Consider the following 23,666-nt stretch of genomic DNA (forward strand, 5'->3'; position numbering starts at 1 on the left):
CGCAAAAGGCTTTATTTATTTGTATCGTGATTTTATTCGTTCTTATTTGATAAACTCGGTTTTGAAAACTTCGTCATAGTTGTGAACACAGTTGTTAACAAATCCTTGTTCTGCCATCCATTTGTCACTGTATACTTTAGTGATGTATCGGGAACCGTGGTCAGGATAAATCAAAACAACTACGTCATTTTCTGTAAGTTCATGAGACTGGGCATACTGCATCAATCCCTGGGTTACAGCTCCGGTAGTATAACCTCCCATAATAGCTTCTTTCAAAGCAATTTCACGGGTTCTGTACGCCGACATTTCATCATTTACCCTTACAAACTCATCTACCTTGTCAAAAAGCAGGGCAGAAGGGATCAGGTTTTACCCATTCCTTCAATCTGATAAGGATGTACATCTTCTTTGTGGATTTCTCCTGTCTCGTGATAGCTCTTTAGAATAGAACCATCAGCATCAACACCAATAATTTTGATATCAGGATTTTTTTCCTTCAAGAATTTGGCAGAGCCGGATAGCGTACCACCAGTTCCTGTACAAGCGAAAAGGTGAGTGATCTTACCTTCTGTCTGTTCCCAAATCTCGGGACCTGTTGTCTGATAGTGTGCATCAATATTAAGTTCGTTAAAATATTGATTGATGTAAATAGAATTAGGAGTTTCCTGAGCGATTCTTTTAGCTACTTCATAATATGATCTCGGATCATCTGCCGGTACATTGGCCGGGCATATATATACCGTGGCTCCCAATGCTTTCAGATAAGCAATTTTTTCAGGTTTTGTTTTATCACTTACTGCAAGAATACATTTATATCCCTTAATGATACACACCATCGCAATAGAAAACCCGGTGTTACCGGAAGTAGTTTCAACAACTACAGAATCTTCCTTTAAAAGGCCTTTTTTCTCTGCGTTTTCTATAATATGAAGTGCGATTCGGTCTTTGGTGGAATGTCCAGGATTATATGATTCTAACTTGGCATAAATGGTTGCTGGAATATCTTTTGTCACAGTATTTAGCTTCACCATCGGAGTGTGTCCTATCAGGCCAAGAATATTATCGTAAACATTACTCATTATTTGTTATTTTCAATAAAATCTGACTGCAAAAATACAAAAAATAAATAATTACTAAACTTTTGTTTGATTTCTAGGGCATAGTTTGTAAAAAAATATTTTAGTATTTTCAGTTTTGACACGAGTATAATCGCAAATACTGCGCCAAAATTTTTAAATTTTGTTAAAACCCGCATAAAATAAGATAAAAGCCTTATTTTCGCATAATTGATTTAATACTATGAAAAATTGGACCTTTAGGCAATGGAACACCGTTTCAGGATGGGTGATTTTCGTTATTGCTTTCTTCACGTACTTGTCCACCATAGAACCCAATTTCAGTTTTTGGGATTGTGGCGAGTACATTTCTTCTGCAGTAAAACTTGAAGTAACGCACGCTCCCGGAGCTGCTTTATTCCAGATAGTGGGTGCCGTGGCAGCCATTTTTGCATTAGGGAAAGGCGAAAACTATTCTATCGTGATCAACGCGATGTCTGCATTGTTCAGTGCGCTGACTATTTTATTTTTGTTTTGGACGATTACTCATTTTGTGAGAAGACTTTTAAACAAAGATTTTGAAGAAATTACAAAACATCAGGAAATCTCTATTTTATTTGCCGGAGCGGTTGGAGCACTTTGCTTTACGTTCTCAGATACATTCTGGTTTTCGGCAGTAGAGGGAGAGGTTTACTCTATGGCTTCTATGTTCATTGCGCTTTTGGTCTGGTTAATCACCAAATGGGAGAATGAGTATCAGGCGGGAGACAGTGAAAGATGGATTATTCTTATTTTCTTCGTTCTAGGACTTTCTGTGGGAGTACACATGATGTGTATGCTTGCAATTCCTGCCGTATGTCTGGTATACTATGCAAGAAATTACAAGTTTACCTGGAAAAACTTTATCTGGGCAAACCTAATTACACTGGGAATTTTGATTATCGTTTTCAAAATTATCTTCCCTTTAATTATGACAATGTTCGGAAGACTTGAGATTTTCTTTGTGAATGGTCTTGGACTTCCTTTCCACTCCGGAACAATTGCAGCATTTGTTTTAATGGTAGCGATCTGCTATTTCTTAATCAAATATGCAAAAAAAGCAAAAAGAAATATCTACCAGACGGCTGCATTATCTGTAGTTTTCATGATGATCGGATTCTCCTGCTGGATGGTTATTCCTATCAGAGCCAATGCGAATCCGCCAATGAACCTTAATGATCCGGATACAGCAATCGGGATGTTGGATTATTATAACAGAGAGCAGTATGGTGACTGGCCAACAATCTACGGACAAAACTATACAGCATTTCTGGATGCTAACGGAATTGAGAAAAACGAAGACGGAAGCTTTAAGACACAAAAAACCGGGGAAATCTACGAAAAAGACGAAAAAACCGGAACCTACAGAAAAACCGGAGACCGTTTCAATTATGTATTCAACAAGTCTCAGGTAAGCTTAATGCCAAGAATGTTTAATGAGGATAAGGATGTAATGGCCAACTATATTTCTATGTATGGTGCTCCTGATTTTACATTCAACTATGCGAATGAAGATGTGGCAGACAATCCACAGGCAAAGCAGATTTTTGATGAACTGAGAGCGAAATATGAAGACAAATCCATTACTGCTTCAGATTATCTGAAAGTAAAACCTTATAACCTGATCAATGTTCAGAAGCCTTCATTCCTTCAGAATATGGATTATTTTATTACGTTCCAGAACGGATATTATTTTGTAAGGTACCTAATGTGGAACTTTGTAGGAAGACAAAATGATCTTGAAGGAAACATGGAAAGCACAAAAGGAAACTGGATTTCCGGTATTCCTTTCATTGATAATGCTACTGTAGGAAATCAGGATAAAATGCCTGCTAAATTCAAGAATGAAAGTACAGTAAAATTCTTCTTCCTTCCATTAATTCTAGGATTGATTGGGTTCTTTTTCCAGTTGAACAGAGACTTTGGAAGATTCTATGCACTGTTATCTTTATTTATTTTAACAAGTGTAGGAATTGTTTTCTATACAGGGGTAAAACCTTTTGAACCGAGAGAAAGAGATTATGCGATGGTAGGTTCTTTCTATGCATTTGCGATCTGGATCGGTTTGGGTGCCGGAGCTATTCTTTGGTTCTTACAATCTAAAATAAAATCAAACGGGGCCAATATTGCTCTGGGAGTGGTTTTATTAGGAGTACCATTCATGATGGGCTTCCAGAACTATAATGTTCATGACAGAAGCAACAGATATACTGCATACGACTATGCGTATTCAGTGTTGAAATCATTACCGAAAAACGATATCCTTTTCGTTTACGGAGATAACGATACTTACCCGGTTTGGGCTATTCAGGAGACGGAACAGTTCAGGGATGATGTGAAGGTAGTTAACTTTACCCTTGCTTCAACTCCATGGAATCTGGATCAGATCAAAAGAAGAACGTACAATGCAATGGGAATCCCTAGCCAGCTGACACACGACGACTATAGAGATGGGGTAAACGACCAGATCTATATGATGAAGAAGGAAGATTGGGAAGGTGTTTTCTCTATGTTGAAAGAACAGGGAGCTCCGGAAACAGAATTCCAGTCTTTCAGAAAATATCTTACTCAGGATTCTTTAACTTTGAAACAGGCGATTGAATTCATTAAATTCAAATCTCCTGAAAAAGACGAATTGTTGAAAATGTATTTCGGGGAAGAGAAATTTGAAAAATACAATATCCTTCCGGTAAACAAATTCATCCTTCCTGTGAATAAAGAAAATGCTTTAAAAGCAGGAATTATCAACAAAGAAGATCTTCCAAACGTAGCCAATCAGATTATGATTACTTACAAAGGAAATACGCTTTATAAGAACAACCTGATTTTGATGGATCTTTTAGCGAACTTCGACTGGAAGCGTCCGATCAACTTCTCGTCAGGAGGTATTTACGACAGTGAGAATATTTTCTATCTGAACGATTATCTTCAGTTTGACGGATTCAGTTACAGATTGATTCCTATCCAGACACCTCCGAGCGCTGATGGAGATATGGGACGAGTAGATGCCAATTCTCTTTATAATGTAGTGAAAAGCTTCAGATGGGGGAACTTCAAAAACTTAAATGCTCACTTTGATGAAACTGCAACTTCCAATATCATCAGCTACAGAATGTCAGCAAGCAGAGCGGCGGCAGCCCTTGCGTTAAGCGGACAGAAAGCTAAAGCATTAGAAATTCTCGATCTTGCAGCGAAAGAAATTCCAGCAGAGAAATATAATGATCCTCGTTCTTTAAGTTCAATTGTTTCAGGATACATCATTGCAGGTCAGGAGCAGAAAGGTCTTCAGCTTGCTGAGGTACTTAAGAAAGGAATCTTTGAAGAGTATGATTATTATTTAAGTCTTTCTAAAGCAGATCAAAGCTATTTGAGAAGACAGATGAGAACAAAACCCATGGAATATTCTCTTGTGGTTTCTGCGGTAACAGATGCTTATACCAAGATCGGACAAAAGGAAAAAGCATATGCTTATCTGGTAAAATCCATAGAGCCGATTGACAAGAAGTTCAATGTATTTATCAAAGATCTTCAGGAAATGGGAAGAGATAAGGCGATGAAAGAGTCTGAAAATGTTCAGCAGATCACACCATTCTATCAGTACTTATTTGATGTCATGGAACCTTATGATTCTACGTATTCAAAAGAAAAGGAAAGTCAGATTACCAACGCGATTATCAAAGCGACAAAATAAAAATACTTTAAAACGGAACTTCGGTTCCGTTTTTTTATTATTGGCAATCATGAATATTAAGGTTATATTTGTGAAAGTAAAAATACATAATGTCCGAAACACAAAATAGCAAATTCCCAATCTATGCCGTCATTGCTACGGTTCTTTTTAAGCTTCTTTTTTTATTAACGCACTACATTCAGGAAGATGCATTTATTACCTGGAGGGTTGCCCAGAATCTGTTGGATTACGGAGTCATTGGCTTCAATGGAGATACCAGGATTTCTGCTTCTACCACACATCTGTATGTATTTGTATCCTATATTTTCAATCTTATTTTTGGAAAAGAAAATTTTATTGAGCCCCTTTTGATTTTTAATTCTCTACTGTTTACTGTAGGAACGTTATGGCTGTCTCATTTGGTTTTAAAAAATCCATGGCATAAGGCAATCTTTATATTTCTGATCGGGATTTTGCCGCCATCCATTAAAATTTCAATCCTTGGAATGGAGTATGGAATCCTGTTTTTTCTGGAGATGGCATTGCTGTATTATGGTTTCCATAAAGGGAAAAAATGGGTGGTGACCCTTCTTCCTGTTTTAATTATGTTTACAAGGATTGATACAGTAATCTTCCTGGGAATTGTATTTCTTGTAGATCTATTCTGGAACAGAAAAATAAGATGGAATTATATTTTTGGAGGAGCTTTTGGAGTTTTATCAACCGTTGCTTTCAACTGGTTTTACTTTGGGGAACTGGTGAACAATACCATTACTGCAAAAAAATTACTTTACAGTGAAAATTTTACGATTCAGCAGCATATCGGATATTTCTTTAAAAGTTTCGGAAACTTCTGGGGAATGCTGAAAGTTCCGGGAGATTTCAATCCTTTGACTATCGTAGTTTTGATTTTTGAATTGCTTTGCTTTATTTATCTGATCAGACAAAGGGAAAAAAGAAACTACTTTTTGTGGATGATTTTTCTTTTCGGATGGGCAAAACAAATCATTTTCATTTCTCAAAAGAGCTTGTTTGACTGGTATTATTGGGTGCCACAACTTTTGCTTTTCGTTCCCGTTCTTATTTTTGTACTGGAACAGAAAGAGAGGAGAAACCTTTGGCTGTCATTGCTTGTTACATTCTATATCTTCCCAATGCTTGTCTTCCAGACGGTTCATTGTATTGCGACAGGAAACGGGGAATGGAATTACCGCAGAACAATTGGTACATTTTTAAATCAATATGAGAAGGATAAAAACCAGTGGATCTTATTGGAACCCGCAGGTTATGTACCTTATTTCTCAGGATTAAAAACGATTGATGAGGTTGGATTGGTTGATAAACAGATTCAGGAGGAAATTAAAAAAGATAAGGTCAATTACTGGATCAACACGGTAAAAAACAGAAAACCGAAATATCTTCTTTCTTATCAGAATTTATACGAAGAAAAGAATGCCAATTCAGAGTACTATAAAACTCATTATAAGCTTCTGAAAGAATTCCGTGTGAAAGATCATCTGAAAAGTGATCATAAAATTCTGGAAAAAATTTACCATCTGAAACCTTCCGGAACAGACTATAATTTGTACATTAGGGTTGATTAAAAGATTGAAATATTTAAAAATTGAAAGAATTCAGAAAAAAGTTTTATAATAACTCTTTCACACTAATACTCTCAAAACCTCCGACCCAACAATCACTGCAACCTAATATCTAAAACCTAAAACCTGAAAAAAATGAAATACTGTGCTTTTCTTCGTGGCGTCAACGTAAAAGGAACCAATATGAAAATGGCGGATGTATGCCAGGTTTTTAAAGATGCAGGAATGAAGGAGGTAAGTTCCATACTGGCTTCCGGAAATATTGTTTTTTCGTCAGATAAAAATACGACAGAATTAAAAACTATTCTGGAAAAAGCGATGTCGCAACATTTTTCTTATGAAGCTTTTTTGTTTGTGAAATCTCAGAAAGAAACTGAGGTTTTCTGGAACAGTATTCCTTTTGAAAAAAAAGACGAGCTTCATATTTATGGGTTTGTCGGAATTCCCGGAGTGGAAAAGATTTTAATGGAAGAGTTTCAGAAAGCAGGTCAGGTAGAAAATGAAAAGGCAGCAATCGTTAATGATATATTTTACTGGCAGGTTCCGAAAGGAAATACCTTAGATTCTACCTTCGGGAAAGTATTAGGTAAAAAGAGCCTTAAAGATCAGTTTACCAGCAGAAATGTGAATACGTTTGAGAAGATTTTGAAAAAATTCTAAATATATCATTGCAGATGCTTCGACAAGCTCAGCATGACACCGCTAAAAAATAACGTTAATATGATGTGGCTTCGACTTAGGTTTTTGTACATTGATTGTTTATACTTTGTATTATAATTTTCACATTAATAAAACAGCTAGTATTAGGGTTGTCATGCTGAGCTTGTCGAAGCATCCATCAATTATAACTTATCCAGTGCCGATTAACAGTTAGTATTAGAGCTGTCATGCTGAGCTTGTCGAAGCATCTATCACTTATCAATTATCCAGTGCCGATTAACAGTTAGTATTAGAGCTGTCATGCTGAGCTTGTCGAAGCATTTATCACTTATCAATTATCCAGTGCCGATTAAAAGCTAGTATCAGAGCTGTCATGCTGAGCCTGTCGAAGCATCTATCAATAAATAATAAGAAATCCAAAAGCCAAAAACTATTGCAGCCATAGCCTGTTAAAGCAATCAAATAATTTCCATTTGTGAAACTTTCTCAGTATTTTTACTGAACTTTTTAATTACAACAAAATGATTCAGTATTTAGATAATATTTCGCACAAAGATTCAAAAAACTTTTTCCTTATTGCCGGACCTTGTATTATTGAAGGGGAAGATATGGCATTAAGAATTGCTGAAAAAGTAATCAGCATCACTGATAAATACAATATTCCTTATATTTTCAAAGGAAGTTTCAAAAAGGCTAACAGAAGCCGTGTAGATTCGTTCACAACCATTGGTGAAGAGAAATCTTTTGAAATCCTTAAAAAAGTAGGAGAGACTTTCAATATTCCTACCACAACAGATATCCATGAAAATGAGCATGCAGCATTAGCCGCACAGTATGTAGATGTTTTACAGATTCCTGCGTTCCTGGTGCGCCAGACTGATTTATTGGTGGCTGCTGCTAAAACAGGAAAATGTGTTACCCTTAAAAAAGGTCAGTTCCTTTCTCCGGAAGCGATGAAGTTTGCGGTTCAGAAAATTACAGATTCCAATAACGAGAAAGTAGCCATTATTGAAAGAGGAAATTCTTTCGGATATACAGATCTGATTGTAGATTACAGAGGAATTCCTACGATGAGAGAATACGCTCCAGTGATTTTGGATGTTACTCACTCTTTACAACAACCTAATCAAAGCTCAGGCGTTACAGGAGGAAGACCGGATCTTATTGAAACCGTTGCCAAGGCAGGAATTGCAGTAGGAGCAGACGGAATTTTCATCGAAACGCATCCTACACCGGAAACCGCATTATCTGATGGTGCTAACATGTTAAGATTAGATTTATTAGAAGATTTGTTACAAAAATTGACAAGAATTAGAGAATCGATTTTGTAATTGTTAAAAAAACATTAATTTTAGAAATTCTAAAACATTTCTTTTGAAAAAACTAGTTTTACCGCTAAGCCTTATGGTCCCTGTACTGTTTTTCTCCCAACAAAGGAAAAAAGATACAGCGACTACTAAAGTAACCGATATAGAGGAAGTTGTCTTCCAGAAAAAAGCAACAGGAAGAACCAATGACCTTACCAATGTAAGAATTTCAGCGAAAGAAGCGAAATCAGTAGCTTCGATAAATGGTGGGATTGAAGGATTGCTTAAAACACTACCTTCCGTAAACTCCAATACCGAGCTGTCCTCACAATATATGGTTCGTGGTGGAAACTATGATGAAAACCTGATCTACATTAATGATATTGAGATCTACAGACCTTTCCTGATCAGAAACTCTCAACAGGAAGGAATGAGTATTATCAACCCGGATATGGTTTCTGCAGTGAATTTCTCTGCGGGAGGATTTGAAGCTAAGTATGGCGATAAAATGTCTTCTGCCTTAAATATCTACTACCGTGAGCCTGAAAAATTTGAAGTTTCAGGAGAGGCAAGCTTAATTGGAGGAAGGCTTACAACAGGTCTGGCTTCAAAAAATAAAAAATTTACTGCTTTATTTTCCGGCAGATACAGAAATACCAACCTTGTTCTTAATACCTTAAAAGAAGATACCGATTTTAATCCAACATATTGGGATTTCCAGTCTTATCTGAATTATCATGTCAGTGATAAATTTACGATGTCATTCATCGGATATTATTCCAAGAATGATTATGAGATGATCCCAAGGGCAAAAAGTGTTACTTTCGGAAGTCTTCAGCAGCCTATTACCGTTAATATTGGATATGGAGGTCAGGAAAATGACCAGTATAAAACATGATGGGAACATTCTCTATGAACTATAAGCCGGCAGATAAGTGGAAGCTTACTCTGGATGCCTTTGCTTATCAGAACAGAGAAAGAGAATATTACACGATACAGTCAGCATACGAGCTTCAGACCTTTGATCCTGTGACGCAGCAGCCTGTCACATCTTTCGATGTTGGAGGGCAGATAGAACATGCAAGAAATGATTTGTTTGTAAGAACATACGGAACACAGTTCAGAGCAAAATTCTCTCCCAATGTCAATACAGACTTTGAGGTCGGATTTAAATATGAAAAAGAAAATCTGAAAGATCTTACCAATGAATGGAAATTGGTAGATTCTGCAGGATACAGTATTCCAAGACCGGAAGTCATTGATCCTAGAACAGGAACTACAGGAGATCTCAAGCTTGCTTATTATATTGCCGGACAAAATAATATCGAACCGACAAGACTTTCTGCCTATGCACAGTATTCTCAGAAATTCTATTGGGGAGCCAGTAAAGTATTTGTGAATGCAGGAGTACGTGTGGCCAACTGGAGTTTCAATAAAGAAACCATATTCTCACCAAGAGCTCAGTTTGCGATCAAACCGGATTGGGACAGTGATATGTTGTTTAAAATTTCAGGAGGAATCTACTATCAGGCTCCTTTCTATAAAGAAATCAAGGATTTAGATGGTAATTTTAACTCCAATATAAAATCACAACGCTCTATTCAGGTCATTCTTGCCAATGATTACGAGTTCGAGATGTACGACAGACCATTCAAACTGACAACGGAACTTTATTATAAAAAGATGGATAACCTGATTCCTTATTATATGGATAATGTAAGGATTCGTTATTCCGGGCAAAATAATTCAAAAGGATATGCTTATGGTATCGATACCAGACTATTCGGAGAATTTGTTCCGGGTGTGGATTCATGGTTGTCTGCAAGTTATGCCAGAGTGTATGAAAATATTGATGGAAGAGGAGATATTCCGAGACCTACAGATCAGAGGCTGAGGTTTGCGATGTTCTATCAGGATTATATGCCAAGCTTTCCGTCTATGCGTGTGAACCTTACTTTAGTATATGCTATGGGATTACCTACGGGAGCTCCCGTAATGTTTAACAGCAACGGACAACCTGATTTTGGTTCAGCTTATAATTATCAGCAGACGCTGCCTTCTTATAAAAGAGTAGACTTAGGATTGACAAAGGTATTTATTGATCCGAAAGAAAAAAATAAGAGATCGGGTTTCTGGGGTAATTTTGAGGAACTTACATTAGGTGTTCAGGTTTTCAATGCATTTAACATTAACAATACTGTTGCGAACCAATGGATCACAGACTATAACAGTAATTATATGTATCCTGTTCCGGTACGTCTTACGGGACGTTTCTTTAATGTGAAGCTGGAATTCAAACTATAGAATTACTATCAAAAATAAAAATAGCAGAAAGCTTCCGAAAATCCGGAAGCTTTTTTGTTTACCCGAATTTTATAACAACATTACCAAATTCTGTAACAACGGTTTCAGAGATATTTTTATCTTTGTCTTACCAATGAAAAAGATTCTTGCCATTTTGTTTTCTATTTTCTACTTCGGGTTTTCTTCCGGAGCAGCTTTTAGCATTCATTATTGTATGAAAGATTTGGTTTCTGTAAGTCAGAAAGCGGATGATATTTGTGCAAAATGTGGTGTTAAGGAAAAAAAAGGATGCTGTAAAACAGAGATCAAAATCGTAAAAATAGACGATTCCCAGAAATCAGATTGTCTGAACGTTGATTTCTTAAGTGCAGTTTCAGAGATACCGGTGAAACATCAGTTTTCCGCTATGGATAAGTCTTTTTCTGCCACCAAATTTACTCAGATCCAGATCAATGCACCGCCTGAAAGCCGGCCGGTACCTATTTACATCAATCATTGTAATTTTAGAATTTAGAATTTGTCAGTCGTTTCTGGTATAATATATACTGTTATGAGCGACATGCTCTGACGCATTTACTGATGCGTAATCCATTATTCTTTATTAAAAATTAATTCTAAAATTTAAAACAATGAAAAAATATATCATCACAGCAGCTTTATCATTATTCTCAATCGTTTCATTATCTGCACAATCTAAAAAGGATGCTCAGGTTTCTAAGCTCTACCAAAATTATATTGCTATCAAATCAGCGTTAGCTTCAGATGATGTGGATAAAACTTCAAAAGCTGCAACAGAATTTATTAAAACAGCTTCTGTTATTGATTATAAAGTAGTTTCAGAAGGAAACCTTAATATTCTCAGAAAAGATGCTTCTGCCATTTCGGATGCAAGAACTATTGCTACACAAAGGGAAACTTTTTTAAACCTTTCAGACAATATGATTGCTCTGACCAAGGAGTTTAAACTTTCTGAAAAACCAGTCTACGTTCAATATTGCCCAATGGCAGACGGAAGCTGGCTAAGCGATGAAAAACAGATCGTTAATCCATATTACGGAAAGTCTATGCTTACATGCGGAAGTGTAAAGTCGGAGATTAAATAATTTCCGTACTATTCTTTAAAATAATGAGTTGCAGAGTTTAAGTTGTAATTAACTTTAAACTTTGCGACTTCTAAAAAGTTCGAAATATTATGAAAAAGCTGATAATGTTTCTGGTACTTTTATTCTCCGTATTGACTTTCGCTCAAACTACAAAAAACGTTTATACTTGTCCGATGCACCCAGAAGTGGTGTCTTCCCAACCTGGAGACTGTCCGAAATGCGGAATGACTCTGGAGAAGAAAACTGTTGCTGTAAAGTCAAAAACAGTAACCAAGTCGGAAGCGAAATCAATAACAGAAGTAAAAGGAAAATCTTCAGAAACAAAAAAAATACAACCCCATTCTCAAATTACCTATGCATGTCCAATGCATCCGGAAGTTGTTTCAGACAAACCAGGAAAATGTCCTAAATGCGGGATGGAACTTGAGGAAAAAGAAAATCATTCTTCTACAGATAAACCCAAAGAAGAAGGTTCTGTTTTGAAAAGAAACTCTGAAAACGGGAGAATTACTTTTGGAGGGAAAACAGTTCGTTATGACCTTTATGTAAAAGATACGATTGTTAATTTCACAGGAAAAAACAGAAGAGCAATTGCAATCAATGGTAAACTTCAGGCTCCTACTTTATATTTTACTGAAGGAGATACTGCAGAGATTTATCTGCACAATATGCTTAAGGAAAATACAGGACTGCACTGGCACGGTGTGATTCTTCCCAACGAACAGGACGGGGTTCCTTATCTTACCACCAAGCCTGTAAAACCTGGAGAAACCCATTTATATAAATTCAGAATTTCTCAAAACGGAACGTACTGGTACCATTCTCACGAAGCACTGCAGGAACAGATAGGAATGAACGGTATTCTGGTCTTCAAAAAAAGAGAAGGAGAACCAACAATAGAATACAATGCTGATATTCCGGTATTACTGGGAGACTGGAGTGATGATGATCCTATGCAGATTGCGAGAAGGCTTCATATGGCGAATACAGACTGGTATGCTGTAAAGAAAAATGCTGTACAGAGTTACTGGGAAGCAATTAAATCAGGAAACCTGGGAACAAAGGTATTGAATGAATGGAAAAGAATGGAAGCCATGGATGTAAGTGATGTCTATTACGATAAATTCTTAATTAACGGAACTCCAAGCTCTGATTATTCTAATTTAAAAGCTGGCGATAAAGTAAGATTAAGAGTTGCCAACGGAGGCTCATCTACCTATTTCTGGCTGAATTATGGCGGAGGAAAGATAAAAGTAGTGGGAAATGACGGAAATGATGTAGTACCGATAGAAGTTGATCGTCTGATTGTCGGAGTTTCCGAAACATATGATATTGAGGTAATCATTCCAGAAAGCAAAAGTTTTGAGTTCAGAGCGACTTCTGAAGACAGAATAGGACATGCTTCCCTTTGGCTGGGATCGGGTGAAAAGATAGAAGCTCCCAATCTTCCAAGGTTGATGCTTTTTGAAGGAATGAAAATGATGAACGGTATGATGGAAATGAGTGGAAATATGAAACCGATGAATATGACGATGGGAAATCAAATGATGGATATGAACGAAGTGATGTATCCCGAATTATCTGAAAATCAAAGAAAAACTACTGCAAAGCATATCAATGAGATGATGGGAGTGAAAACCAAAGAAGATAAGAAAGAAGATCATTCTCAACACTCAGGAATGGAGATGAAGGAAGAGAAAACAATCAAGAGGCTGTCTTATAATATTTTAAAGTCTCCTGAAAAAACAATTCTTCCTACAGACAGTATTCGGGAAATGAAATTTACGCTGGAAGGAAATATGAACCATTATCTGTGGACGCTGGATAATAAAACGGTAACAGAGACGGATAAAATTCTGATCAAAAAAGGAGAGGTTCTTAGAATTAAACTTTATAATAATTCCATGATGCGTCACCCGATGCACCTTCACGGTCATGATTTCAGATTAATTAATTCAAAAGGAGAGTATTCTCCATTGAAAAATGTAGTGGATATCATGCCAATGGAAACAGTAACAATAGAATTTGCTGCCAACCAGGACGGAGACTGGTTCTTCCACTGTCATATTCTATACCATATGATGGCAGGAATGGGAAGAATTTTCAGTTATGAAAACTCAAAACCCAATCCACAGCTTCCGAACAGAAAAATGGCCTGGAAAAACTTCATACAGGATAATAAAATGACCAGTTCTATGGCAATGCTGGATTTAGCAAGCAATAAGATCCACGCAGAAACAATGACGATGTTTGGACCTAGATGGGCTAATCTGAATGAGTTTCATACCAACTGGAATTTTGATCATTTTGAAGGAAGTGCAAAAGTAGGACGTTTCTTAGGAAAATTTCAATGGGCATTACCTTATGCAGGAATTAGAGTGCAAAAAAATCATGAGATCATGGAGAGACAGATGGCAGAAGAGCTCGGAATGGAATTTCATGGGAAAAAGACCTGGTTTGGACAGCAGAAGGCCTCAAAAAATAGATTTGCATTCATTGTTGGTATGCAGTATGTATTGCCAATGCTGATTACCGCTGACGCAAGTGTTGATCAAAACGGAAAAGTGTTATTGGAGCTTAGCCGTGAAGATATACCGCTTTCCAGAAGGCTGAGAGGAAATTTTAGCATCAATTCAGATGGAGAATTTTCTACAGGACTTCGGTACATTGTTCAGAAGTGGTTATCCCTTTCCGGAAACTATGATAAAGAAATAGGCTGGGGTGCAGGTGTTACTTTAACTTATTAAATTTAACTAAATTATATTAAAAAAAGCTGTCTCATTGAGGCAGTTTTTTTGGTTAGGTAAATGCTTGTATAAAGAATTTTTTTGTAAAGAATATATGATTCTACAAATGATATGAGTTTATGTAAAGACAAAAGCCACCTCATTTTCACGAGATGGCTTTATATAATGTATAAGATGCTTTTATTTAGAAGCTCCTACTGCTTTTTCAGTCTTTGCTGGTGTATAAGTAACTTTTGAAATATCAACCGTCATTTCTTTCAGACGTTTTGCCACATTTTCAGGCATTTCTTTCTGATATCTTCCTCCGATTACTTCAGCAAGGAATTTTTCGGTTTCAGCATACATCGCCATACTGTTCACAGGTTTACGGAATCCGTGGCCTTCATCATCAGCAAGAATGTAGTTTACCTTTTTACCTTTATCACGAAGAGCGATGACAATCTGATCTGCTTCAGCCTGCTTTACCCTAGGATCATTAGCTCCCTGAACAATCAATAATGGTTTGTTGATTTTATCTACACTGAATAATGGGCTTGCATCATGCATACGTTTTTTACCTTCCTCCGTTTTAGGATCACCTACCATACCATAAAGGAAAGCACGTGCAGCTTCCCAGTAAGCAGGAACTGAATCCAGTAACGTAAATAAGTTACTTGGTCCTACGATATCTACTCCTGCAGCATATACATCCGGAGTGAAAGCCAGACCGGCAAGTGTTGCATAGCCACCGTAGCTTCCTCCCATAATCACTACTTTATTTTTGTCTGCAATTCCCTGATCGATCAGATATTTTACGCCCCAGGTAATGTCATCCTGCATCAGTTTTCCCCATTGAAGATCTCCACCATTCTGGAACTTTTTACCATATCCGCCACTTGCTCTGAAGTTAGGCTGAAGCACGGCATATCCTCTGTTGGCTAAAAACTGTACGGTTGAGTTATATCCCCAGTAATCTCTCGGACCTTTCGGGCCTCCATGAACCAACACCACTACAGGAACATTCTTACCAGATGAACCTACAGGTAAAGTCAGGTAAGCCGGAATTTCAAGTCCGTCACTACTTTTGTAGCTGATAGGAGTCATTGCTGCCAGATACTTTTCAACCTTTTTTAATTCTGTTCTTGGGGTATACTGGAAAATCAGCTGTTTTGTCTTGGCGTCGAAGAAATACGCTTCTGAAGCATATTTATCACCACCCACAGAAACCAGAAACTTAGAATAATCATTGGTAGAACTTGCAAAACCGACCTCTCTTCCAGGAAATTTACTTTGCAGGAATTTGTAATTAGCTTCCCAAGCTTTATCTTTCCAGTAATATTCTGTTTTATCTCCTGTGTAAGAGGTGTAAATCATTTTTCTTGTATTTCTGTCCATAAATAGTCCTCCAAAGTCCACTTTATCTTTAGGATCACTTTCTATTTTTGTAATTTGTTTTGTTTTCGGATCCATCAGGAATAGTGCGGATTTATCCAGATCTCCTTTGTTAGTTACCAGATAAAACTTAGAATTGTCTTCGTTCCAATTGGAGATATAAGCACTTTCCGTTACCAATGTTTCGTAAATGGGAGTCAGTTTATCACCTTCTTTATAAAAAAACTGGGTAGTTCCTTTATCATCCGTTTTGGAAAGAACTCTCAATTTTTCATCCCAGTCAAATTCATAGCTTGTGATACGGTCTGTATTTTCATAAATCTTTTTCAGCTCACCTGTAGAAATTTTCACCGAATACAGATCATGCCATGCTTTATCGCGGTTATTCAATCCAATCATCAACAAATCAGGATTTTTTCTGCTTGCCAGATAAATACTTGCAGTCACGTCTTTAAGCGGTGTAATATTTCTGGATTCAGGAACTCCTTTTGTTACTTTTGCCATTGGATCTACTGCAAAAATATTCATGTTTTCATCACCGTTATTATCTTTTACATACAGAATGTATTTTCCGTCTTCTGTCCAGAAATATCCATTCAACGGGCGTTTGCTGTTTGTTAAAGGACGTGCTTTCTCAAAAGGCTCATCAATTTTTTTTACCCAGATATTCATAATCCCTTCATATTCTTTTGTAAAGGAAATCCATTTCCCATCCGGACTCAATTGTCCCCCGGCAATTTCCGGGTTACCAAAGAATAAACCTCGGTCCAGTACCGGGACTTCCTGTGCTCGTGCTGTATGTACTCCTATGAGCAGGAGTAACACATAAAAGATTTTTTTCATGCTTTTAAGTTTTAGTTGTTATTAATAAATTGTTTATGATTTTTAAATTTTTATCGATTCTAACAATAATGACCTACATTTCCAGTTTTAAGATTTTTTTTGCCATTTTCTGATTCATACTTTCCGGTAGTAAGCCCATCAGAAAATTCCGGATTGAATTTCCTTTTTCCCATTGAGAAACCTTTCCGATAGTACGGCTTGTATTAACTATATAATCAACTTTTTTCCTTCTGGTACTCTGAAACTTTTTGAAAATAACATTGAAATCCTGATGATCTTCCATCAATTTTCCAATGATATAAGCATCTTCAATAGCCTGGCAGGCACCTTGCCCCATATTGGGAGTTGTGGCATGAGCGGCATCTCCTATCAGGCATAGATTTTCGGAATACCATTGAGGAATAGGAGCGAGGTCAGAAATTGGATTACAGATGATGTTCTCGTGCCGGGTGGCTTCAATGATTTTTAAAACCAACGGATCAAAATCATAGAAAATGTCTTCAATCTGCCAATATCTTCCGAAGCTTTTTTCATTGATACAGGCGTACCAGTACACTTTTCTATCCGAGATTTTCACAAAACCAAAACGTTTTCCTTTGCCCCACATTTCAAAAGCTTCCTGATGGTATTTTTCCGGGAGATCATAATCTACCAGGCCACGCCAGCATTTCTGCCCTGAGTTTCTTATAATACCCATTTTCAGGATCTGATTACGGATAGGAGATTTTATGCCGTCTGCTCCAAAAACGATGGTACTTTCAATCTGGCTTCCATTGTCAAAATCTAAAATATAGTTTTCCTCTTTTCTTATTTTTTGTAATGAATGATTTAATTTGATACAATCAGACGATAGGTTTTCAGCCAGAATTTTCTGAAGCTCAGCCCGGTGAATAGCAACATTACAGGAATTGTACTGCTTTTCCAGTTCCAGAATTTCTGTTTTGGAAATGGTTTGTAAGGATTCATTGGCGATAACGATCCTATGAATTTTATTACCTGCATTTTCAATCTTTTCTTTTAAACCCAAATGGTTAAAAACCTGCATGGCATTGACGGCCATCATAATACCGGCTCCTACAGGTTTTATTACAGGAGCAGACTCATAAATCGTAAAATCATACTGATGCTTTTTCAGTACATTTCCGAGGGTAAGTCCTCCGATTCCTGCTCCGATGATTGAAATGGTATTCATAAGGCTTAGTTTTATTTAAAACGTAAAGAAGCGAAAGATTCTTATGGGGGTATCATTTTATGACTGTCAAATGGTAACTTATAGCGTTAAAATATAACTCTCCGATACTTTTTTAAAACCATATCGGCTGAAAAAATTGTGAGCACCATGATTATTGACTCCGCTTTCCAGTAAAATAAAACTGATATTCCAGTTTTTAGATTCGTGAATAGCTTTCTCTAAAAGTTTACTTCCCAGTGACTGGCCTCTTACAGACTGATCCAGAAGCATATCTTCCAGAATGGCATATTTTTTAAAAGGACTGTTGATGACATTGAAAACCATCATGCCTACAATTTCACCACCTTCATTTTCTGCAATCAGGATATTCAGTTTGGAACTCCCGTCAGAATTAAAATCGGTGATCAGCTGTTCGGTAAGAATCAGTTCAAGATCAGGATTCCAGTGGTGTGAATCTATCGCTCTGCCGGACATCATTTCACCATGAGAAATATAAGAATCTGTTTTATGAGTCATAAAAAAGTCTACGAGCTCTTTCACGCGGCTTTTATCGGTAAGCCATTGGGTAGTATATTTCATGAGGTGATGGTTTTATTTTAGATTTTTAAGTTCTTCCAACAGTTTATTCTGTTTATTGATGAATTGATCCAAATGATCTGTTTTCAGAGGATGAGCACTTTGGTATTTTTCAATTTCAGGAAGCGTTTTTCTGATTTTGAATACAAGGTATTGATCATGAAGTGTGGTCCTGTTTGCTTTTATTTTGGCGATGAGGTCTCTGATCGTCTGTGTTTTTACATCATATTTTTCAGCGCTTGCTTTTATCTCTTTTTCAATTTGTTTCTTTGTAACAGAATCGGTTACCGAATTTGATAGTGCCGATGCATCATTATAATATGTTTCCGATTTACCGATAATATCATCATATTCCGAAATGGAGGTTTCAGTATCCTTTTGAATATTGTCTATTTTTGTATCAAGATCCTGTAAATTTTTATCATTTTTTATCAGCTCCTGATAAATTTCATGAACAAGGTTTCCTTCACGTGAGGAGTATCTGGTATTTTTTTTAATAGCTCCTGAAACTGAAGATTCAGCATTGTCAACTGCGTTTTCTACCACGGGAGCCTGCTTCGATTGGTTTTCTCTGCAGGAAAGTAGAGATAAAGCCAGAATAGAGGCGAAAAGTATTTTTTTCATAGTATGTTTTGTTTTGGTTGAAATCAACATCATATCCAAAGCAATTAAAATTAATCATTTCAATGGTAACACAAGGGACTAAAGGATATGATTTTAATTAGTTGAACAAACTTTGAAAAATGTTACATCCATAAAAAACGGAGCCTGAAAACAGACTCCGCCTATAAAATTTTTTACGCTAAAATTATTTACCCAGATAAGATTTAAGAATCTTGCTTCTGGTATTGTGTTTTAGTCTCTTAATTGCTTTTTCTTTGATCTGACGAACTCTCTCTCTTGTAAGATCGAAAGTTTCACCAATTTCCTCTAAAGTCATTGGGTGTTTTCCGTTCAGTCCGAAGTACAATCTTACCAGATCAGCTTCTCTTGGCGTCAAAGTATTCAATGCTCTTTCAATCTCGATTTGCAGAGATTCAAGCATCAGATCTTTATCAGGACTTGGAGATTCTCCTGAACGTAATACATCATAAAGATTAGAATCTTCACCTTCTACTAAAGGCGCATCCATAGACAGGTGTCTTCCGGAGTTTTTCATAGATTCTTTGATATCTTCCTCGCTCATGTCAAGAACTTCAGCCAATTCTTCCGGAGAAGGTGGTCTTTCATTTTCCTGCTCAAGGTGAGCGTATGCTTTATTGATTTTGTTGATAGACCCAATCTTGTTCAATGGTAGTCTTACAATTCTTGACTGTTCAGCCAATGCCTGTAAAATTGATTGACGAATCCACCATACTGCATAAGAGATAAATTTGAAACCTCTAGTTTCATCGTACCTTTTTGCCGCTTTCATTAATCCTAAGTTACCTTCATTGATCAAATCGGGTAAAGAAAGACCTTGATTTTGGTATTGTTTAGATACAGATACTACGAAACGAAGGTTGGCTTTGATTAATTTCTCAAGTGCGGCTCTGTCGCCTGCACGTATTCTTTGTGCCAATTCTACTTCCTCGTCCGCAGTGATCAGTTCCACTTTACCAATTTCCTGCAAATACTTGTCTAATGAAGCAGTTTCCCTGTTGGTAACCTGCTTAGTGATTTTTAATTGTCTCATTTATTTTATCCTCAAAAAAGAGTTACTATAATATATACGTATGAAAAGGTAAAAAGGTTACACAGGATTTAATATTTTTGTGCAAAGTATACTATAAAATGTATTAATGATTTTTTAATAACAGATTAAATAACTGATAACTAAATTGTTGTGTGTTTTGGTTTATCATTTAAAAAAATAAATATAAATTCTAAAAGAGGTAAGTTCATTTACAAACTTTATAATTTCCCTAAATCCTAAATCCTAAATCCTAAACCTTAAACAAAAAAAACGAAACCGAAGTCCCGTTTTTATCTCTAAGAGTTATATTTTAAATTGTTTTGGGTTAAATAACCCGAGCTTGCAACCCGAAATTCTACTTAGAAAAGTTCATTCAATACTTTTGCCAGTCTCAATCCTCCGTACAACAATTGTCTTTCCATCGTTTCATTGAACTTGTACTGATAGTCGTAAGATAGCTTAGAATCGTTTGGAGTCTGTGCATAGATTTTGTTGGCGATTTTATGAGAATCATACAACCAGTCTTCCAGTGTTCCGGATTGGATCTGTGCTACTTCTTCTTTAGATTTGATATCTAAAAGCTTGGAATATTCAGTGTAGCTGTATTTTTGAGAATCTACTAATTTCCCATCCCATACAGAGTGTAAATTGGTTTTTTCCCCGAAATAGGTAACGTTGATTTTGTTTCCTCCTAAATCTTCCGCTCTCCCTACGTGAAGTGGCTGTGCAAGATCTCCCATAATGTGGATGAGGAAGATTAAAGCAATTTTTCTGTCTTTTTCAGAAGTGTTTTTGTCTTTGATCTGGCTTGACAATGTATTTACCTGAGTGTAAAGACTTGGTCCTGCCTGTGCTTTTAAATTTTGTTCAAAAGCTTTAAAATCAGTCATCGGATCAATGTTTACATAATGCCATGATGAAGCCTGCTTCCATGCGCCTGTTGTATCAGATTTGATAAAATCCGGCCAGTTTGCCCAGTAAGCCAGACGCTCTTTTCCCATGATCTTTTTAATCTCTCTTCTTGCTTTGCGGGAAAGGTGGTTTTGTGCAATGTCTGCAATCACTCTGTGTCCCGTTAATCCCCACGCATAAGAATAAAGTGAAGAGGCCATGAATGCTAAAATCAGAATTTTAGAATAAATACTTTTCATTTTAAATAACAATTTTCAGTCTGCAAAGATACGGCCCGCTTTCGGAATGAGCATGCTTTATCCTGAATTTATTCCATATGATGATGTTAATAAAATTTAATTTAAATAAAAGAAGCAATTACAGTAGGTTTGACGCTTGGATTTTTCCGGTAATAAAGGTAACAGGATAGAACAATACGGATTACAGTTTAAAATCTGAATCACAATCTTACACTTTAAATTTTAAACCTTGAACTTTAAACTATAAATTAAAACCCTTTAATCGATTGATTCTGAATAGTTAATTTTAAATAATAAAAAACAAATAAATAGGGTATTTACCGTATTTTCACGGAATTTGTAGAAAATTATTCCTATTACTGTCAATAAATTACTACTTTTAGAATAAAATTGTTGTAAAAATATTTTTTCAAACTTATGAGATATATTATCTTTACAAGTCATAATCAGAGGAAACACTATGTATGAGAATAATATTGTAGATATGCATTACAATAAGCTGCAGACAGACTTTAAGGCTGAAGCTGTAGCTGTAAACCTCTTGAAATACCACCGTGCGGTAAGTAATATATTCATTGAGCGTGTCGGTGTGAACGACCGTGCTTACCTAAAAGACATCAAAAGTATTTCAAGCAGTTATTTAGGATTTGATGAGGAAGTTTTTACGATAGAGAGCTACAGAGAAGGTATTTACGACTATCTTCCGGAAGGCTTATTCCATCCACCGTCTCTGGGAGCTTCCAGAAAGAATGTAGATACGGTGGTAAGGGAAATCAGGAAGCAGAAAAGGGTAGAAGATGATGCCCGTAAGTTTTTCCGGCCTTTTGAGCTGGAAGTATTCTTTACGGAAATCAGTGCTTTGCTTAAAGAATCAGAATTTGATATTACAAGCAGCACCGATTCTTTACTGGACACAGTAAGTGAACTTTGGCCCATGATCAAAATGCTGGATAAGCAGAGTGCCTATATTTTTATGCACATTTTACCTTTTTTCCATCAGATCAGAGGAGATAAAAGATGGTTTGAAAGATGTTTGACTGCTTTTCTGCAGGTACCGGTACAGGTTACTTTTTCACCTAATATTATTGACGGAATCGAGAAAAATGATGATTCCATGTTACTGGGAAATTCAAGATTGGGAGTCACCTATATTCCAAGCGGACCTCATATGGACGGGCAGCGAAACTGGGTGGTGAACATTGGACCAATTCCTTATGGGGATATGAAGAAGTATATTCCGGGAAGTCCGTTCAGAAATGTGCTTCAGTCATTGTATGACTATTTTCTTCCTGTAACAGTGGATGTGGAAGAGAATTTTGTCACAGAAAAAGAGGAATATTCATTCAGTCTTGAAGACGATGAAAGAAATGCCAGCCGCCTTGGATACTCTACATTCCTCTAAATTATTTTATTATATTTACAGCTACCAACAAAGTATAAATTCGAAAAGAAACAAATGGAAATTTCTTCAGTAAAAGGTATTTTTTTAAGGTATATCTTAATGCCTTTAATCGCAATTATTATGATGGTTATACTCGGTGTAATCAGGAGAAATAAACCTGCGATCAAAATTAAGGTGATCATTATATATGTACTCCTTTGCAGTTTGTGTCTGGCTATCCCGGGCGTTTTTGGATTTGCAGGGAACCTTTTTAATCCGTACTGGTATCTTATTGCACAGGTGATCTATCTTATTTTTGGGATTATTCACGTGAACTTGCTGCATAAATATTTCAAAAAGCACATCGATTCTCTGGCAATGAGTATTCTGTTTGAGTCTATCCTTTCATTAACGTGTATCGCTTTGGGCGGATATCTTTTCACCCTGATCTTCAACTGGATGAGTAAAGGTACAGGATATGCTGTGATGGCAGCAACAAGTATGGTGATCTTTGTGGTTCCGATGGTGTTTTATTACTGCTATATTCAGTTTATCAGTATTCCTTTTGATATTTATAAAACATGGAGATATTCACCGGAGCAGAAGCTTCCTGATTTTGAAGGGGCAGATTTTGACAGATTAATGGTCCTGAATGTTGAACTGAGCAAAAAACTGGAAGATACCAACCGTTTCAGAATTAAAGCGAAAACACTTCCTACAGGGGTTACTTTCGGAGATTGGTTCTACAGGGTAGTGGATGATTACAACCACAAAAATCCAGGGTCCATTATTCATCTTTCAGACGAAGGAAATGAACCTTATTACTGGATCTTCTACACCAAAAAATCGTTTTTCAGCTTTAGAAAATATATAGATTTCGACCACGACATTACGACAAACAACATTTCTGAAAATGAAGTGGTGATTTGTAAGCGAGTTATTCAGCATGAAGAGGAGGGAGTCAAAAGAAAATCATAAACACAAAAAATTA

Annotated in this window: 15 protein-coding genes and 2 pseudogenes; 10 read left to right on the forward strand and 7 right to left on the reverse strand. The window is 36.5% G+C overall.

The window, feature by feature from the left end; genetic code table 11:
* Positions 1 to 42: 42 nt before the first annotated feature.
* A pseudogene (locus KBP46_RS02450) lies at positions 43 to 1,079 on the reverse strand (PLP-dependent cysteine synthase family protein).
* 220 nt (positions 1,080 to 1,299) lie between these two features.
* Between KBP46_RS02450 and KBP46_RS02455 the strand changes: the two are divergent.
* The 8 genes and pseudogenes from KBP46_RS02455 (at position 1,300) to KBP46_RS02490 (ending at position 14,486) form a co-directional block, all read left to right on the forward strand.
* Positions 1,300 to 4,785, forward strand: coding sequence for a DUF2723 domain-containing protein (locus KBP46_RS02455; protein WP_062674869.1), 3,486 nt, complete (start codon positions 1,300 to 1,302; stop codon positions 4,783 to 4,785).
* An 89-nt stretch (positions 4,786 to 4,874) separates the two neighbouring features.
* Entirely contained in the window at positions 4,875 to 6,368 is a 1,494-nt protein-coding gene (locus KBP46_RS02460) for a hypothetical protein (RefSeq protein WP_216444521.1), read from the forward strand.
* 132 nt (positions 6,369 to 6,500) lie between these two features.
* Positions 6,501 to 7,025 carry a DUF1697 domain-containing protein gene (locus tag KBP46_RS02465; protein ID WP_120231322.1) on the forward strand — a complete coding sequence of 175 codons (525 nt, stop codon included), beginning with the start codon at positions 6,501 to 6,503 and terminating at the stop codon, positions 7,023 to 7,025.
* Positions 7,026 to 7,546: 521 nt separating this feature from the next.
* Positions 7,547 to 8,356 carry a 3-deoxy-8-phosphooctulonate synthase gene (gene kdsA / locus KBP46_RS02470; protein ID WP_216444522.1) on the forward strand — a complete coding sequence of 270 codons (810 nt, stop codon included), beginning with the start codon at positions 7,547 to 7,549 and terminating at the stop codon, positions 8,354 to 8,356.
* A 43-nt stretch (positions 8,357 to 8,399) separates the two neighbouring features.
* Positions 8,400 to 10,636 (forward strand): annotated as a pseudogene (locus KBP46_RS02475) (TonB-dependent receptor plug domain-containing protein).
* Positions 10,637 to 10,769: 133 nt separating this feature from the next.
* Complete coding sequence (locus tag KBP46_RS02480; RefSeq protein ID WP_253297163.1) at positions 10,770 to 11,150, forward strand: hypothetical protein; 381 nt, start codon at positions 10,770 to 10,772, stop codon at positions 11,148 to 11,150.
* Between the two features lie 115 nt (positions 11,151 to 11,265).
* Positions 11,266 to 11,739, forward strand: coding sequence for a DUF3347 domain-containing protein (locus KBP46_RS02485; RefSeq protein WP_120231320.1), 474 nt, complete (start codon positions 11,266 to 11,268; stop codon positions 11,737 to 11,739).
* Between the two features lie 89 nt (positions 11,740 to 11,828).
* A complete protein-coding gene (locus KBP46_RS02490; RefSeq protein WP_253297164.1) occupies positions 11,829 to 14,486 on the forward strand; it encodes a multicopper oxidase domain-containing protein in 2,658 nt (885 codons plus the stop codon).
* A 180-nt stretch (positions 14,487 to 14,666) separates the two neighbouring features.
* Here KBP46_RS02490 and KBP46_RS02495 read toward each other — a convergent pair whose 3' ends face one another.
* From KBP46_RS02495 to KBP46_RS02520, 6 genes are all read right to left on the reverse strand, one after another.
* Positions 14,667 to 16,700, reverse strand: a complete 2,034-nt coding sequence (locus KBP46_RS02495; protein ID WP_216444523.1) for a S9 family peptidase — start codon at positions 16,698 to 16,700, stop codon at positions 14,667 to 14,669.
* A 73-nt stretch (positions 16,701 to 16,773) separates the two neighbouring features.
* Complete coding sequence (locus tag KBP46_RS02500; RefSeq protein ID WP_216444524.1) at positions 16,774 to 17,892, reverse strand: FAD-dependent monooxygenase; 1,119 nt, start codon at positions 17,890 to 17,892, stop codon at positions 16,774 to 16,776.
* A 78-nt stretch (positions 17,893 to 17,970) separates the two neighbouring features.
* Positions 17,971 to 18,471: a GNAT family N-acetyltransferase gene (locus KBP46_RS02505; protein WP_216444525.1), complete on the reverse strand. Its 501-nt coding sequence runs from the start codon at positions 18,469 to 18,471 to the stop codon at positions 17,971 to 17,973.
* Between the two features lie 12 nt (positions 18,472 to 18,483).
* Positions 18,484 to 19,092 (reverse strand): hypothetical protein, encoded by a 609-nt coding sequence (locus KBP46_RS02510; protein ID WP_216444526.1) that lies wholly within the window; start codon positions 19,090 to 19,092, stop codon positions 18,484 to 18,486.
* A 184-nt stretch (positions 19,093 to 19,276) separates the two neighbouring features.
* Positions 19,277 to 20,143, reverse strand: coding sequence for an RNA polymerase sigma factor RpoD/SigA (locus KBP46_RS02515; RefSeq protein ID WP_002979276.1), 867 nt, complete (start codon positions 20,141 to 20,143; stop codon positions 19,277 to 19,279).
* Positions 20,144 to 20,502: 359 nt separating this feature from the next.
* Positions 20,503 to 21,294 carry a S1/P1 nuclease gene (locus KBP46_RS02520; protein WP_047374592.1) on the reverse strand — a complete coding sequence of 264 codons (792 nt, stop codon included), beginning with the start codon at positions 21,292 to 21,294 and terminating at the stop codon, positions 20,503 to 20,505.
* A 460-nt stretch (positions 21,295 to 21,754) separates the two neighbouring features.
* Between KBP46_RS02520 and KBP46_RS02525 the strand changes: the two genes are divergently transcribed.
* Together KBP46_RS02525 and KBP46_RS02530 are read left to right on the forward strand one after the other, a co-directional pair.
* Positions 21,755 to 22,696, forward strand: a complete 942-nt coding sequence (locus tag KBP46_RS02525; protein WP_062674851.1) for a type VI secretion system baseplate subunit TssG — start codon at positions 21,755 to 21,757, stop codon at positions 22,694 to 22,696.
* Positions 22,697 to 22,750: 54 nt separating this feature from the next.
* Positions 22,751 to 23,653 (forward strand): TssN family type VI secretion system protein, encoded by a 903-nt coding sequence (locus KBP46_RS02530; protein ID WP_062674849.1) that lies wholly within the window; start codon positions 22,751 to 22,753, stop codon positions 23,651 to 23,653.
* Positions 23,654 to 23,666 lie beyond the last annotated feature (13 nt).

Origin of the sequence: Chryseobacterium sp. PCH239 (assembly GCF_018924625.1) — a bacterium.
GTDB lineage: Bacteria > Bacteroidota > Bacteroidia > Flavobacteriales > Weeksellaceae > Chryseobacterium > Chryseobacterium cucumeris.

Bases quoted from the DNA above. Each gene is read 5' to 3' on its own strand.
- KBP46_RS02495 (WP_216444523.1), bottom strand. From the start codon at position 16,700: ATGAAAAAAATCTTTTATGTGTTACTCCTGCTCATAGGAGTACATACA.
- kdsA (WP_216444522.1), top strand. From the start codon at position 7,547: ATGATTCAGTATTTAGATAATATTTCGCACAAAGATTCAAAAAACTTT.
- KBP46_RS02465 (WP_120231322.1), top strand. From the start codon at position 6,501: ATGAAATACTGTGCTTTTCTTCGTGGCGTCAACGTAAAAGGAACCAAT.
- KBP46_RS02530 (WP_062674849.1), top strand. From the start codon at position 22,751: ATGGAAATTTCTTCAGTAAAAGGTATTTTTTTAAGGTATATCTTAATG.
- KBP46_RS02490 (WP_253297164.1), top strand. From the start codon at position 11,829: ATGAAAAAGCTGATAATGTTTCTGGTACTTTTATTCTCCGTATTGACT.
- KBP46_RS02510 (WP_216444526.1), bottom strand. From the start codon at position 19,092: ATGAAAAAAATACTTTTCGCCTCTATTCTGGCTTTATCTCTACTTTCC.
- KBP46_RS02460 (WP_216444521.1), top strand. From the start codon at position 4,875: ATGTCCGAAACACAAAATAGCAAATTCCCAATCTATGCCGTCATTGCT.
- KBP46_RS02515 (WP_002979276.1), bottom strand. From the start codon at position 20,143: ATGAGACAATTAAAAATCACTAAGCAGGTTACCAACAGGGAAACTGCT.
- KBP46_RS02455 (WP_062674869.1), top strand. From the start codon at position 1,300: ATGAAAAATTGGACCTTTAGGCAATGGAACACCGTTTCAGGATGGGTG.
- KBP46_RS02485 (WP_120231320.1), top strand. From the start codon at position 11,266: ATGAAAAAATATATCATCACAGCAGCTTTATCATTATTCTCAATCGTT.
- KBP46_RS02520 (WP_047374592.1), bottom strand. From the start codon at position 21,294: ATGAAAAGTATTTATTCTAAAATTCTGATTTTAGCATTCATGGCCTCT.
- KBP46_RS02480 (WP_253297163.1), top strand. From the start codon at position 10,770: ATGAAAAAGATTCTTGCCATTTTGTTTTCTATTTTCTACTTCGGGTTT.
- KBP46_RS02525 (WP_062674851.1), top strand. From the start codon at position 21,755: ATGTATGAGAATAATATTGTAGATATGCATTACAATAAGCTGCAGACA.
- KBP46_RS02505 (WP_216444525.1), bottom strand. From the start codon at position 18,471: ATGAAATATACTACCCAATGGCTTACCGATAAAAGCCGCGTGAAAGAG.
- KBP46_RS02500 (WP_216444524.1), bottom strand. From the start codon at position 17,892: ATGAATACCATTTCAATCATCGGAGCAGGAATCGGAGGACTTACCCTC.